Origin of the sequence: Microvirga sp. HBU67558, from assembly GCF_018069605.1 — a bacterium.
Taxonomy (GTDB): Bacteria; Pseudomonadota; Alphaproteobacteria; order Rhizobiales; family Beijerinckiaceae; genus Microvirga; species Microvirga terrae.
In genome coordinates this window covers 19,451-32,794 of sequence record NZ_JAGPUP010000557.1, presented here as the reverse complement: position 1 = coordinate 32,794, position 13,344 = coordinate 19,451, and the positions used below count along the sequence as shown (strand labels likewise).

The window sequence follows — 13,344 nt, the reverse complement described above, 5'->3', positions numbered from 1 at the left end:
CGGCTCCGTCGTGGCCCCACTCACCTGTACGGAGTGGCGGCCTTCTCGCCTCCTGGCGCTCTGGCGCAAGAGCGATAGAGATCGGCGTATTGCCTCGCCGGACGATGCCAGCTCACATCGGCCTCCATGCCGTTCACCTGCAGACGCTGCCAAGCATCCTTGTCGCGCCACAGGTGCTTTGCACGGTCGAAGGCATCGAGCGCCGCGCCGAGTGTGACGGGCCCGAACTGGAATCCCGTTGCCGCCCCGGTGGCGATGGCCATCTCGTTCGCGTCGATGATGGTATCGGCCAGCCCTCCCACCCGCGAGACGATCGGGATGCTGCCGTAGCGCATGGCGCAGAGCTGCGTCAGGCCGCAGGGCTCGAACCGCGATGGGACGAGAAGTGCGTCGCTCCCTCCCTGGATCTGGTGAGCCAGCGCCTCGTCATAGCCGAGGAAGCAACCCACTTGGCCGGGATAGACGATACGCGCCGTATCAAAGCTGTCTTCGAGAGCTTTGTCTCCCGCGCCCAGCAGAGCCAATTGCGCGCCGTCCGCGAGCAGACGCGAAAGACCGGCGAGCACGAGATCGAGCCCCTTCTGCTCCGACAGCCGGCTGACCACGCCGAACAAGAGGGCATCCGGGTCGGGTGTCAGCCCCAGGCGCTCCTGCAACGCTCTCTTGTTGGCCGCTCGCGCTTCGAGGCTGTCACGGTCGTAGGATTGCGCTAGGTGCGCGTCTGCTGATGGATCCCATACTTTGTCGTCGATGCCGTTGAGAATGCCCGAAACGACATTCGAGCGGGCGCGCAGTAATCCGTCCAGCGCCATTCCGCCTTCGGGCGTCTGGATCTCCTTGGCATAGGTCGGCGACACGGTCGTGATGCGGTCCGCAAGCTGCAGGCCCGCCTTCAGGAACCCGATCTGTCCGTAGTACTCGACCCCGTCCACCGTGAACACGCTGGCGGGCAGGCCGAGCTCGAAGAGGAGATCGGCCGGAAAAATGCCCTGGAAAGCGATGTTGTGAATGGTGATGATCGTGCCCGGGCGCGGGCTGTCACCGAGGCTCAGATAGACCGGCACGAGACCCGCCTGCCAGTCGTGGGCGTGAATCACTTCGGGAACGAAGCCCGGGGTCAGCCCCTGGCCGATATCGGCCGCAGCCCGCCCGAGTGCTGCGAAGCGCCGAGCATTGTCCGGCCAGTCGCGGCCGTTCGGCGCGAGATAGGGAGAGCCCGGACGTTCGAAAAGATGAGGAGCATCGATGACGAAGAGATCGAGGCCTCCCGCCCGTCCGGAGAGGAGACGGGCCGTTCCGCCGAAGAAGCTGGCATATTGGTGCAGGACTTCTTGACGTTCGAGAGCCGTCAGAACCGCAGGATAGCCCGGTACGAGCGTGACGACCGTCACGCCCTCTTGTGCGAGAGCGGACGGAAGGGCTCCGGCCACATCAGCCAGGCCGCCTGTCTTGATGATGGGAAAGACCTCCGACGTGACCGACAGAACGCTCAGAGGCTTCATCCGGCCAGTCTCTCGATCATCGGCTTGGTGATGAGGCAGACGCCCTTTTCGGTGCGGCGGAACCGCTGCGTATCCTGTTCGGGATCTTCACCGACCACCAGTCCATCGGGGATGCGCACGCCGCGGTCGACGACCACGTTCCTCAACCGCGCTCCGCGGCCGATTTCGACATAGGGCAGCAGAACGGCGCCCTCGACATCGGCGTGGGAATGCAAATGCACGGCCGTGAAGACGAGCGACCGGCGCAGGGACGCTCCGGACACGATGCAGCCGCTCGACACCAGGGAGTTGATCGCGTGCCCGCGCCGGCCTTCCTCGTCATGAACGAATTTGGCCGGCGGCCATGTCTCGGAGAAGGTCGAGATCGGCCAATCCCGATCATAGAGATCGAGCGATGGAACGATGGCAGTCAGGTCGATATTGGCCTCCCAATAAGCGTCGACCGTACCCACGTCGCGCCAATAGGCCTCAGCGTTGCTGCCGCCGGCCTCCGCACCCGAGCGAACGCACGAGGTCGTGAAGCGGTGCGCCACGGCTTTTCCGTGCTCGACCAGATAGGGGATGATGTCCTTGCCGAAATCGCGGTTCGAGCCTGGCACTGCCGCATCGCGCCGCAACTGCTCGAAGAGGAACCGGGTGTTGAAAACGTAGATGCCCATGCTGGCCAGCGCCATGTCGGGCTTGTCCGGCATGCCCGGAGGATCGGCGGGCTTCTCGAGGAACGAGATGATGCGGTCGGTCTCGTCGATGGCCATCACGCCGAAGCCGACTGCTTCCATGCGTGGCACCTCGAGACATCCGACGGTCACATCGGCTCCCGAATCCACATGCTGCCGAAGCATGATCTCGTAATCCATCTTGTAGACGTGGTCGCCTGCCAGAATGATGATGTATTCGGGGTCGATGCTCGAGATGATGTCGATGTTCTGATACACCGCATCGGCCGTGCCCTCGTACCACATTGTCTCGGATACACGCTGGCTGGCGGGCAGGATGTCGAAGCTCTCGTTCCGCTCCGCACGAAAATAGTTCCAGCCCCGTTGGAGATGGCGGATGAGGCTGTGTGCCTTGTATTGCGTCGCCACCCCGATACGCCTGATGCCGGAGTTCAAAGCATTCGATAGGGCGAAGTCGATGATCCGTGTGTTGCCGCCGAAATAGACAGCGGGCTTCGCGCGGATGTCGGTCAGTTCCATCAACCGACTGCCGCGCCCGCCGGCGAGAACATACGCCATTGCATGGCGGGAGAGAGGTGCGTGGGATACGCTGGAATTCGGCAAGACCGGGTCCTCACATCAAAGGCAGCCACCTGCCCCGCTCTGTAGACGCTGAACCCGGCCGCAAGTTCTCGCTGATGTATTCCGGATTCAGTTTTGCTCTTGCCCCTTGAGCCTCCGTCCGCACGGGTCGGAGGCTCGTATCACGAATTGCTTCAGGATACCCGGGTCGTGCGCCGACGCTTCGGCGCTGCCACGGGCATCTCATTGGCCTCTGCCGCCTCTTCCGTGACCGGAACGGCGGCCGGGCTGCGTCTCTTGCGGGTTTTCGGGGCGACTGGGCTCGAAAGCTCCTCGTCCGCCGTCATGCTCGTCATGCCCAGGGGTGCCGGATCGATGATCGGCGCCTGCAGGGCGTCCCCCTCTTCGCCCTCGCCAAGAACCTCCCGTTCCGCCTGATACCAATATTCGTCCGCGCGGCCATGAATGCTCCCATGCCGCATCCAGAGCTCATATGCCCGCTCACGGATTCTTTCTTCGGTTCGCTTGTCCATGATTGCCCTTTAACCTGATACCGTGCCTCGCCCCAAGGACGCGCCGAACCGACCGGACCCGCCGGTCAGTCACAAGGTTACGCGTCCATCGGATATGAACTGTGTAAATTATTAGGCGGTTCCCGCGAATAGCAACGGCTGCATACCGAATCTGCGGCAAATGTCTGCCTACACTCGAACCATCGTCGAGGAAGTTTTCAGCGGCTCGATCAGGAAGCCTCCTGGGCCTTGAAGCGCAAGACCCTGTATCCGTACCAGATCGCCAATCCGGCGACGACGACATTCGAGACCGGATTGAGCCATTCCGAGACTCGCTCGTACTGGCTCTCCAGAAGATAGCCCGCACCGGCCAGCAGGAAAGTCCAGAGCGCCGTGCCCATGGAGCTCCACAAAAGGAAGGCCGAGACCGGAACGCAGTTCACGCCGGCCGGAACGGAGATGAGCGACCGGATGGTGGGAATCAGGCGGCCGAGGAAGAGCGCCACGGCCTGATGACGGGCGAAAAAGGCCCGGGCCTGTTCCACCTCGTCGGGATGCATCGTAAGCCAGCGTCCGTGCCGCGCCGCGAACCGCTTCAGTCGCTTCGGACCGATCCATCGCCCGATCAGAAACCAGAAATAGGCGCCCGCAAGAGACCCGGCCGTCCCCGAGGCGACGACCCCGGTGAAGCTGAGCGTTCCCTTGGCTGCGGAAAAGCCCGCAAGGGGCATGATCACCTCCGATGGGATCGGCGGAAACACGTTCTCCAACAGCATGAGAACCGCGATGCCGATATAACCGGCCTTATCGACGAGGCTGACAATCCAATCGAACACGGGGGTTCACCATCCCTTAAGGCAGAGTTGCGGGCCCTATATGGGCCCATGTGCACGCCCGATCCACAGCGGCAGTGCTCGAATCCTGGCCCGGCTCCGCCCGGAACCTTGGCTTCAGTCCTGAGTTGGCAGAATATTCCGTTCGAGAACGTGGCTGACGTGCAACTTTTGGACGAATCAACGGGAGCGCAGGCGCTCGACCTAGGCCATGGGGCTGCACGCGGGGCGGTGGGACCGATCCTGCGCCCGGGCGACAATTGCTGGCGCGTGGCTCAGGCCGACCGGGCCAGCGTGCTGATCGACGGAGCGCCCTATTTCGCGCATCTTGAAGCCGCCTTGCGCCGGGCCCGGCGTTCGATCCTCATCATCGGCTGGGATTTCGACGGCAGCATCCGGCTGCGTCCGGACGCGAGTATCGAGGAATCGCCTCCGCTCGGCCCCCTGCTACGCTCGCTTGTCGAGGAGAAGCCCGACCTCGAGGTCAGGATCCTCGTGTGGAGCGTTGCCGTTGTGCATGCGCCTGGCGCTCCCGGGCCGCTGATCTTCGGCGCCGACTGGCAGAACCATCCGCGCCTGCATCTCAAGCTCGATACGCACCATCCGCTCTATGCGGCCCATCACCAGAAGATTGTCTGCATCGATGACGCTCTGGCCTTCGTCGGCGGCATGGATCTGACCGTCGAGCGGTGGGACACCCATCGCCATGCCTGCAACGATCCGATCCGGCTGAAGGATGACGGGACCATCTACGAGCCCGTCCATGACCTCCAAATGGCCCTCGACGGCGATGCGGCTCGGGCTATCGCCGAGGTTGGTTACGGACGCTGGAAATTCGCCACCGGCGAAGAACTGGCGCCCACGGCCGCGGGCTCCGATCCCTGGCCGCCCGGCCTCGATCCCGATTTCCGCCACGTGCCGATTGCCGTCGCCCGGACCTATCCGGCCTGGGGAGAGCAGCCCGCGGCCAACGAGGCCGCCGCCCTGACCCTGGATGCCCTCGCGGCGGCACGCAAGACGATCTACATCGAAGCTCAGTACATGACGGCGCCTGCCATAGGCGACGTTCTGGAGCGGCACCTCGCCGATCCTGACGGCCCCGAGATCGTCGTCATCCAGACCCACGAATCTCATGGGTGGGCCGAGGAACTGGTCATGGGCACCAACCGGGACCGGTTGATCCGCCGCCTGCGCAAGTGCGACCATCATGACCGCCTGCGTGTCTATTTCCCTGTCATTCCCAACGACCAGGGTGGAGAATGCCAGGTCCTGATCCATTCCAAACTCATCATCGTCGACGACCTGTTTCTGCGCATCGGGTCTTCGAACCTCAACAACCGTTCGATCGGCCTCGACAGCGAATGCGACGTGGCGATCGAAGCCACAACCGAGGAGATGCGCCGGACGATCGTCCAATTGCGGGACCGTCTGCTGGCGGAGCACCTGGACACCAGCCCGGAGATGTTCATGAAAGCCGTGGACCGCGCGAACGGGTCCGTCCTCGCGGCCATCGAGCAGCTTAACACCGGCACCCGTGGTCTTCGGGCGTTCGGAGCGATGTCGGACGACGGGCCCGACGTGCCGGCTGCCGGGACGGGGCTCCTCGATCCTCTCGAGCCCCTCTCCCTGTTCCGCCGCCGCAAGGAGTAGCCGTCAGGCCTTCGCTTCGATGTCTGCACCGGGCGAGTAGGCTGCAGCGCGACGGCGGTAGACCAGCTCCGTCACGGCAAACAGGATGATCCCCAGAACCAACGGCACAAGAAAGTAGACGAACCGGAACACCAGGAGCGGCCCGATCAGATCGTTCTGCGGTAGCAGATACATGACCACGCTTTCGATCACTCCAAGGCCGCCGGGAACATGGCTGACGAGGGCCGTGGCGTTGGCGATCACATAGACGGACGCCACGCCGAGGTAAGCCACGTCGGCAACGGCCGCGAGCGCCTGGTGGAGGCAGGCCGCCACGAAGGCGAAGTTGATGGAGCCGACCAGGACCTGCCCTATGGCAAGCTTGAGCGGCGGCATCTCGAGGGTCCACCGCCTGATCCTCAAGGGCGTGCGGACGACGGCGGACAGACCCAGGTAGAGGGCCGGCAGCGCAAGGCAGCCGGCGCCCAGCGCCAGGACGACAGGCCGCGAGAGGCCGGTGATCTCCATCGCCAGCCCGGAGCGCAACAGGAGCGCGCCGCCCCCAAGGACCAGGAGACCGAGCCCGACCGTGACGCCGCAGAACACGATCACCTTGGCGACATCGGCAGTCTTCAAGCCCCAGCGGGTATAGAACCGATAGCGGACTGCCCCGCTGCTCAACGCGGCCAGGCCGATGTTATGGCCGAGGGACAGGGCCGTGAACGAGGCCAAGGCGGCCTTTGGATAAGGCAGCGGCCGCTTCACGTAATACAGGGCCAGATAGTCGAAGAATGTCAGGGACAGGTAGCTCGCGGCAGCGAAGCCGAAAGCACCCAGGAGCCTGGGACCGGGAACGGCTGCCACAGCGGCGATCAGCTGGTCCAGGCTGTAGCGGCTGAGCGTGCGGTAGAGCAGAAAGGCTGCCAGGCTGATGGCCGCCGCAGCAATCACGTATTTCCAGTACCGCATCCAGGCTCCTTGCTTCCATCCATCCGGCCCACGGAGAACCGCCGAGCTCCATCGAACCCAACGCGGTGGCGAGCCGGGCGATCCGCCGCAGCCGCCCTGCCCCGACTATTCCTGTGCATGGGCAAGGCTGGATTTGTTGACCTGTCCATGTGCCACCTGGAACTCGACCAGGAGGGGCAGGTGATCCGAAGCAATGCGGGCAAGCGGGGTCCGCACCGTTTCGACCCGCATGACGCGGATTGACCGGCTGACGAAAACATGGTCGATGCGCAGGAACGGCAGGCGGGACGGGAAAGTCGCCCTAGGCTTCGGAAGCCGGGCCTGGGCATCCCAGAGCTGCGAGGCGAGCCGCCGGTAGGCCCGCGAGCGAGGCGTCGCGTTGAGGTCGCCCAACAGGATCACCGGCTCCCGACAGGCTTGATGCCCGAGCCAACGGGGACTCAGGAGGGCTTCGATCTGGGCAAGGCGCTCGTGCCGGCGCAGGCCGAGATGGGTGTTGATCACCTGGACCCCGGTGCCGCCGATCTGGACCTCCGCCCAAAGGGCTCCCCGCGGCTCGAGCCCCGGCTTGCGCGCCCAGCCAGGCAGCGCCTCCGCCTTCACCAGATGCGAGGGTCTGTGGGTCAGGATCGCATTGCCGTATTCCTCCTCGAGGACCTTCAGGCTGGCGTGGAAATGCACCTGCATTCCAAGGGCCTGGGCGATCGCATGAGCCTGATCGATCCCGCCGGTCCGGACACGCCCCACATCCAGCTCCTGAAGCGCGACCACGTCGGGCTCGTAGGCCGCGATCACACCGGCAATCCGTGCCGGCGAGAGACGACCGTCCGTCCCGAGGCAGCGGTGCACGTTGTAGGTCATGATACGCGGCACTTGGCCCCCTCTCGTCATGCCACCCCGTGAAAGCGGCCGCTTCGGGAGGTCGATCAAAACGGTTTGAAGCCAAACACACACCCTGGCGGCTTGGATCCCGGCCAAGCCTGACAATTTACTTGGGGCCTTGTTACTTGGGGCCTTGCGCGTTCCTCCGGGATGTCGAGCGAAGGGTCAGGAGTGCGGCCGCCAGAGTCACGGCGGAAATCCACCAGCCCTGCCATGCGCCGTGGCTGACCAGCGCGATCGCGCTCGCCGACATGAGGGTCATCAGTCCGACACGGCGGATATCGGCCGGCGCGGTGGCAAGACACCGCATCACCCACAGGGTGAGAAAGCTCAATAAGAGAGCGCCAACCGCCCCCAGCTCGACCCACACCTGGAGGAAAGCATTATGGGGATGGCCGACTTTCAGCATCTCACGATAAGCAGGATTGATTTCAGCGGCGATTGGATGATTGCCCAAATGCGGCGATGATGCGAAGCCTGTTCCGAAGACGGGATACCGGCGAGCGACGTCGCTGAAGGCCTGCCAGAGTTCGATGCGCTCCCGCGTGTGGGCCCCCTTGGTCGCCTCGACCATGCTGTCGGGCACGGATCTGGCAACGGTACCGCCGAAAAACGGCTGCACCCAGATGAGGCAGAGAAGCGCGACCGTCAGGAATCGCCTCACCCAGGCGAAGGGGGCGTAGCTGAGCGCGAGAGTCCCGACTGCAGCCAGCAGGCCAAGCTTCGCGGCCTCGCTGTCGGAGATGACGATCGTAGGAACTGTTGCCAGCAACAGCACAAGGCAAAGCGTCCGCCGCTTTCGGAACCCGAGCAGGGCGATCACAGGCCCAAGCAGCAGAAACAGAGTCACGGTTGGTCTGTTGTGAATGAAGGTCCCTACGCGGTCGCGGAGGATATGCCGCAAGGGGAAGTTGAGCAGGAGCTCCGCGGCGATCAGTGCTGCCGCGATCATCAGTGCCAGCGCCAAGCCTTTGGCCATCCACCGGGGCGGGGGCGCCGCGCGCCAGCTGAGGATCAGGATCGCACTCGATACGGCCGGAAGGACAGCCTCGCCCCAGGAAAACAGCCCCACGGCCGGTTTAATGGCCCAGCCGAGCGTGACCAGTGGGTAGGCGACCCCGCAGAGGACGAGGATGAGGACACCTGTTCGAGGCCTCCGTACGGCCAAACGGTGCGGAGCCGCAGTTCCGGAGATCAATCGCGCGGCGAGAATAAAAAGAGCCGCGCAGGTGAGAAGCAAGGGAGACGACCGGTTGGCGACCACCATGGCCACCGGCAGGCTGACGATCAGACCATGCCCAATGTTGTCGAGATGCACGCTGAGGCGACGGCTTTTTTCTGTAAGTTGCCTCGTCTCGGGCTCTTCGATGCCCGCAAGACTTAGCATGTCTTCCGCATGTTCTTGCTTATAGGCAGGTCTATATTCAGCAAACATGCGTGATCTCTTAATTTCGATACTTCGATTTGACAATTCGATCTTTGGGGATTCTGCAACGTGTGCCCGGGCGTTCCCAATAGCAGCCACATCAGCAATCAATCCGCAACAGCATTACTAGTTCAAACAGGGCCCGACGTTCCCGGTTCGGCTGGATCGCCCAATGGTGACCTGCCCCTTGCCGGGGAGCGGAACCCTGACGGCGCTGACCCAGGATAGCCGATGGGTCAGCTTCGCGGCAATGGATCGGTGCTGAGCAGGATGGGACCCAGGCATGCACCGAGAGGACGACGTCTCATCGGCGCACCGCAGGATTTTCGAGGGAATTTCGGCGCGGACGCCTAGGTTCGGGGACGACCGGGATTAGAATGACAAGACCCGTGCCACAATGGAACGGGAGCCGTGCGTACATCCGGCAACGGCTCCCGTCTCCTTGACCGGCCGCCTCCGCAGCCGGATTGAGTCATGATACTCCAGGCCCACTCTGGGAGGACGGCGCATAGGAGGTATGAGGCTCCTCCGGTCGAGGCGCCTCTCCGCCAGGCATGGGCTCAATGCACGGAAGGGGATTTCCGCGACCGCTGAGGCGGGGTATGGCATGCCGGCGCAAGGCCAATTGGAGCTGACATGTCCGAGATGTTCTCTCTTCAGAAAGACAAGATCCGCGTTCTCTTGCTCGAGGGGGTGAACGACAGCGCTGTCGAGCTGATCAGAGGCGCCGGCTACACGAACCTGACCTATCTCAAGACGGCTCTCGACGAAGATCACCTGATTGAAGCGTTGCAGGGTGTCCATCTCCTCGGGATCCGCTCAAGAACACAGCTGACGCGAAAGGTCCTTGAAGCCGCGAACCGGCTGATCGCTATCGGCTGCTTCAGCGTCGGCACGAACCAGGTCGACCTGGAAGCCGCACGCCATGCAGGCATTCCCGTCTTCAACGCCCCCTTCTCCAATACCCGAAGCGTCGCCGAACTGGTGATCGGCGAAATCGTCATGCTGCTGCGGCGCACATTTCCCAAATCCACCGCCGCTCATGCCGGGCAATGGGACAAGTCGGCGGTCGACAGCCACGAGGTCCGCGGCAAGACGCTCGGCATCGTGGGCTACGGCAACATCGGCTCCCAGTTGTCCTACTTGGCCGAGGCGATGGGAATGCGGGTCATCTTCTTCGATCAGACGGACAAGCTGCGCCACGGGAACACCGAACCTGCCGATAGCCTGAACGCCCTATTGAACCAGAGCGATGTGGTGAGCCTTCACGTTCCGGAGACGCCCGCCACGCACGGCATGATCGGGCGCGCTGAGATCGCCGCCATGAAGAAGGGCGCCTATCTGATCAACAACAGTCGCGGCACCGTGGTCGATCTCGACGCCCTCGCGGAGGCTGTGAGGAGCGGACACCTCCGCGGCGCGGCCGTGGACGTATTTCCGGCCGAGCCCACCTCCAACAAGGAGCCGTTCGTGACCCCCCTACAGGGGCTCCCAAACGTTATTCTGACACCTCACATCGGTGGATCGACGGAAGAAGCGCAGGAACGGATCGGCGCCGAGGTTGCGAAGAAACTCGTCGAATATTCGGACGTCGGAACGACGGTCGGGGCCGTCAACTTCCCACAGGTCCAGCTTCCGTCCCGCGGCGCCGGCACGCGCTACATCCATGTGCATCGCAACGTGCCGGGCATCCTCGGCCGCCTCAACAACGCCTTCTCGCAGCGCGGCCTCAACATCACGGGCCAGCATCTGCAAACCGACGGCGAGATCGGCTATGTCGTGATCGAAGCGGAAGGATTGCCGGAGCAAAGCCGGGAAACCTTGGACGAGATTCGCGCACTCGACGGGACCATTCGGGCGCGGCTGCTCTACGCAAGAGGATAACCTGTCTCGCACGTGCGAGAGCTTCCTGAAGCATTTCCTCGGAAGTCATGGTACCGTCAGGCGCCTTTCTCTCGAGGAGGCTGCGTGCAGGTTGGCGGGAGCAGACGTGGGATCGTGATTGCCGATGTTCAGGTGAAGGTGCGTCGATTCGTGCGACAGGCGATGTCCGGGTTCACCCGCGCGACAGGTCTGCCCAGGATCACCGCGGATGAATCTGAGGCTGTGCCTGGTCCGTCACCATCCGCGACCGTCGCCCCCCAATCGGAGGCACCAGATCGCCTGTCATCCGCGCTGCACGCCGTCGGCGAGTCGCTCCGCCTCCAAGTCGCCGCAGATTTTCAGCCGCTTCCTCTCACCAGAATCGAAGAATTGGGACGCCCATCCGATATGAACGCTTCAGTGGATACCCTGGCAGAACAGATGCTGACCCTGGTCGAGATCGTTTCGGCTCAGGAAAGGGACATCAAGGCGCTCAAGGAGCAGTGCCGCCGCCTCGAAGAGCACGATCAGGCCATCGCCGTCGCCTTCTCGACCTTTTTCCACGTTCTCTCGGCAGGTCGTGTCGCCAAGCTGAGCGAAATCGCCCACATCCTGAACAACATCATCAAGATCGCCGAACAGGAGGGCCGCCCGCCCGCATCCATCAAGTTTTTGCAGGATCTCGCCGGCATGCTTTCGGACGAACAACGCTGATACAGGCTGCAACTCCCTGCGAGGCGCAGGCTCTCCCCGGCGCACGGTTACCGGGGCCATGCTTAACCGTTCATTAACCATACTCCCTCACGGTGAGGAAAGCCGCAGTGGAATGGGAACGTGTAGTGGCCTGAGCCATCGGCTCAACGACACGGCGCATCCTTGTCCCAGGCGCAGACGTGAAGGAAGCTGTTGATGTCGACGGACAGAGTCGGGGCTGCGGTAGAACCCGCTATCGCCGAACACGTTGCGAACTCCTTCGGACGCACGGCCCGGAACGAAAAGGCCGCCTCGCTCACCTCCTTCGTCCGCAATCGCATCACGGCCCGATTCCCTCCCGACGGGGTCCAGACCGAGCAGGACAATCACCCGCCCGCGCTCGTGGCCTTCTATCGCCGCATCACCGCAGCCTTCGTGCCAGTTGCACGCGAGCACGAAACGGCGGAACGAGCACCGCACCTGACGCAGATCAAGGGCTCTCTCGAAACCCTACGCAGCGCCCTCCCGTCCATGGCGCAACGGGACAGGCTCGACCGAGCGCGAGGTCAGCTTCTGATCGAGCGGCAGCACCTGCTCGTGAAGAACGAACTCACGGAAGGCTTCGGGCGGATCGAGGCCTGGATCCTCTCTGTTGCGTTCCTTGCTTTGGTTCTCCTGAAGGCGGTCAGCATTGTCTGGGCCCTGCCGATTCTAGGATTGAGCATCGGAAGAGCCTGGTATCTCGACAGGCAATGCAAGCGCCGGCTCAAGAAGATCATCGAGATCGATGCCCTGATCGGCCGCATCGAACTGACCGGCTGATCGGTCCGCGCAGCCTCTAGGGCTGCTGCAGAACCGCCGACGCCATCACGATGTCCTGAACGGCCAATCCGGAGAAGGTCGAAACCGAAATCTGATCTGGCGTCGCGCGTCCCCGCGCCGTGCCCATGATGATCTCGCCGATCTCCAGCACTCTGCTCATAGTCGCGTCTGGGCCATAGGCCCGTCCCAGCTCGCCCCGCGACCCGGCCTGGCGCCTGCTGTCCGTTACAACGATGTCGGCATTGTGGATGATCGCTTCGTCCAATTCCTGCTTTTCGGCGCTGTCGGCGCCGATGGCCGTGATGTGGGTCCCAGGATACAAATCGCTCCACCGCAGGAGCGGTGACGGACTGGCGGTTGCGGTGACGATCAGCCGGCAGCGGGACGCTACCTCTGACGGAGATGGAGCAATCTCGACAGAGAAATCCCTGCTCCGCATGCGCTCTGCATAAGCGAGTGCATGCTTGGGGTTTCGCCCCCAAATCACAATGTTGCGGCAGGGCCGAACGGCTTGCAGCACCTGCACCTGCAGCTCGGCCTGAATGCCGCAACCGAGTACACCGATGGCATCCACTCTCGCGGGCGCCAGGTGTTTGGCCGCGACCGCTCCGGCGGCGGCGGTGCGCAGGTCCGTTAAACGTCCCCGATCGTTGAGCACCGCGGCGAGCTCTCCCGTCTCTTTCCTGAAGATGAGGAGAAGACCATCGCTGCTGTTGAGGCCTTTCGCCGGATTGTTCCAGAACCCGGAGGCCACCTTGATCACGTAAGTGCCGCCTGACGTCAGATACCCATACTTGATGTGCACCTCGCCCGGCGGATCGTCGAGAAGCAGTTCACCGGGCGCTGGCACCACCGCCTCGCCTCGCGAGAAGGCCGCGAAAGCTTCTTCCATCAGGGCAACCAGATCGAGCCCCTTGAGGCGCTCTTCGATCTGCGGAAGCTCGAGAAAGGTGATGCGGGATGCAGGCGCCATGG

12 protein-coding genes are annotated in these 13,344 nt (G+C 63.3%); 4 read left to right on the top strand and 8 right to left on the bottom strand.

What is annotated here, in order from left to right:
* Window positions 1-20: 20 nt before the first annotated feature.
* The 4 genes from glgA to KBI52_RS27225 form a co-directional block, all read right to left on the bottom strand.
* Window positions 21-1,502 (bottom strand): glycogen synthase GlgA, encoded by a 1,482-nt coding sequence (gene glgA / locus KBI52_RS27240; RefSeq protein ID WP_210812340.1) that lies wholly within the window; start codon window positions 1,500-1,502, stop codon window positions 21-23.
* Complete coding sequence (gene glgC, locus KBI52_RS27235) at window positions 1,499-2,782, bottom strand: glucose-1-phosphate adenylyltransferase (RefSeq protein WP_173949589.1); 1,284 nt, start codon at window positions 2,780-2,782, stop codon at window positions 1,499-1,501. The genes glgA and glgC overlap by 4 nt, the downstream gene beginning before the upstream one ends.
* Before the next feature lie 152 nt (window positions 2,783-2,934).
* Window positions 2,935-3,273 carry a DUF2934 domain-containing protein gene (locus KBI52_RS27230; RefSeq protein WP_173949590.1) on the bottom strand — a complete coding sequence of 113 codons (339 nt, stop codon included), beginning with the start codon at window positions 3,271-3,273 and terminating at the stop codon, window positions 2,935-2,937.
* Between the two features lie 209 nt (window positions 3,274-3,482).
* Window positions 3,483-4,088, bottom strand: a complete 606-nt coding sequence (locus tag KBI52_RS27225; protein ID WP_173949591.1) for a DedA family protein — start codon at window positions 4,086-4,088, stop codon at window positions 3,483-3,485.
* 159 nt (window positions 4,089-4,247) lie between these two features.
* Between KBI52_RS27225 and KBI52_RS27220 the strand changes: the two genes are divergently transcribed.
* Window positions 4,248-5,735, top strand: a complete 1,488-nt coding sequence (locus KBI52_RS27220) for a phospholipase D-like domain-containing protein (RefSeq protein WP_262265550.1) — start codon at window positions 4,248-4,250, stop codon at window positions 5,733-5,735.
* A gap of 3 nt (window positions 5,736-5,738) precedes the next feature.
* On the opposite strand, the gene KBI52_RS27215 is transcribed toward KBI52_RS27220, so the two are convergent.
* From KBI52_RS27215 to KBI52_RS27205, 3 genes are all read right to left on the bottom strand, one after another.
* Window positions 5,739-6,683 (bottom strand): YbhN family protein, encoded by a 945-nt coding sequence (locus tag KBI52_RS27215; protein ID WP_210812339.1) that lies wholly within the window; start codon window positions 6,681-6,683, stop codon window positions 5,739-5,741.
* A gap of 105 nt (window positions 6,684-6,788) precedes the next feature.
* Entirely contained in the window at window positions 6,789-7,556 is a 768-nt protein-coding gene (locus KBI52_RS27210) for an endonuclease/exonuclease/phosphatase family protein (RefSeq protein ID WP_371823220.1), read from the bottom strand.
* 130 nt (window positions 7,557-7,686) lie between these two features.
* Window positions 7,687-9,000, bottom strand: a complete 1,314-nt coding sequence (locus KBI52_RS27205) for an O-antigen ligase (protein WP_210812337.1) — start codon at window positions 8,998-9,000, stop codon at window positions 7,687-7,689.
* A gap of 627 nt (window positions 9,001-9,627) precedes the next feature.
* On the opposite strand from KBI52_RS27205, the gene serA reads away from it, so the two are divergent.
* The 3 genes from serA to KBI52_RS27190 all read left to right on the top strand — a co-directional run bounded on the left by serA (window position 9,628) and on the right by KBI52_RS27190 (window position 12,369).
* Window positions 9,628-10,875, top strand: coding sequence for a phosphoglycerate dehydrogenase (serA, locus tag KBI52_RS27200; protein WP_210812336.1), 1,248 nt, complete (start codon window positions 9,628-9,630; stop codon window positions 10,873-10,875).
* Window positions 10,876-10,989: 114 nt separating this feature from the next.
* On the top strand, window positions 10,990-11,568 hold the full coding sequence (locus tag KBI52_RS27195) for a hypothetical protein (RefSeq protein ID WP_173949596.1): 579 nt from the start codon (window positions 10,990-10,992) through the stop codon (window positions 11,566-11,568).
* Between the two features lie 195 nt (window positions 11,569-11,763).
* On the top strand, window positions 11,764-12,369 hold the full coding sequence (locus KBI52_RS27190; RefSeq protein WP_210812335.1) for a hypothetical protein: 606 nt from the start codon (window positions 11,764-11,766) through the stop codon (window positions 12,367-12,369).
* Between the two features lie 16 nt (window positions 12,370-12,385).
* On the opposite strand, the gene KBI52_RS27185 is transcribed toward KBI52_RS27190, so the two are convergent.
* Window positions 12,386-13,342: an ornithine cyclodeaminase family protein gene (locus KBI52_RS27185; RefSeq protein WP_210812334.1), complete on the bottom strand. Its 957-nt coding sequence runs from the start codon at window positions 13,340-13,342 to the stop codon at window positions 12,386-12,388.
* Window positions 13,343-13,344: the final 2 nt, after the last annotated feature.

What these genes read in the sequence shown, in the direction of transcription:
- KBI52_RS27230 (WP_173949590.1), bottom strand. Translation starts at nt 3,273, where the DNA reads ATGGACAAGCGAACCGAAGAAAGAATCCGTGAGCGGGCATATGAGCTC.
- glgA (WP_210812340.1), bottom strand. Translation starts at nt 1,502, where the DNA reads ATGAAGCCTCTGAGCGTTCTGTCGGTCACGTCGGAGGTCTTTCCCATC.
- KBI52_RS27215 (WP_210812339.1), bottom strand. Translation starts at nt 6,683, where the DNA reads ATGCGGTACTGGAAATACGTGATTGCTGCGGCGGCCATCAGCCTGGCA.
- serA (WP_210812336.1), top strand. Translation starts at nt 9,628, where the DNA reads ATGTCCGAGATGTTCTCTCTTCAGAAAGACAAGATCCGCGTTCTCTTG.
- KBI52_RS27205 (WP_210812337.1), bottom strand. Translation starts at nt 9,000, where the DNA reads ATGTTTGCTGAATATAGACCTGCCTATAAGCAAGAACATGCGGAAGAC.
- KBI52_RS27185 (WP_210812334.1), bottom strand. Translation starts at nt 13,342, where the DNA reads ATGGCGCCTGCATCCCGCATCACCTTTCTCGAGCTTCCGCAGATCGAA.
- KBI52_RS27190 (WP_210812335.1), top strand. Translation starts at nt 11,764, where the DNA reads ATGTCGACGGACAGAGTCGGGGCTGCGGTAGAACCCGCTATCGCCGAA.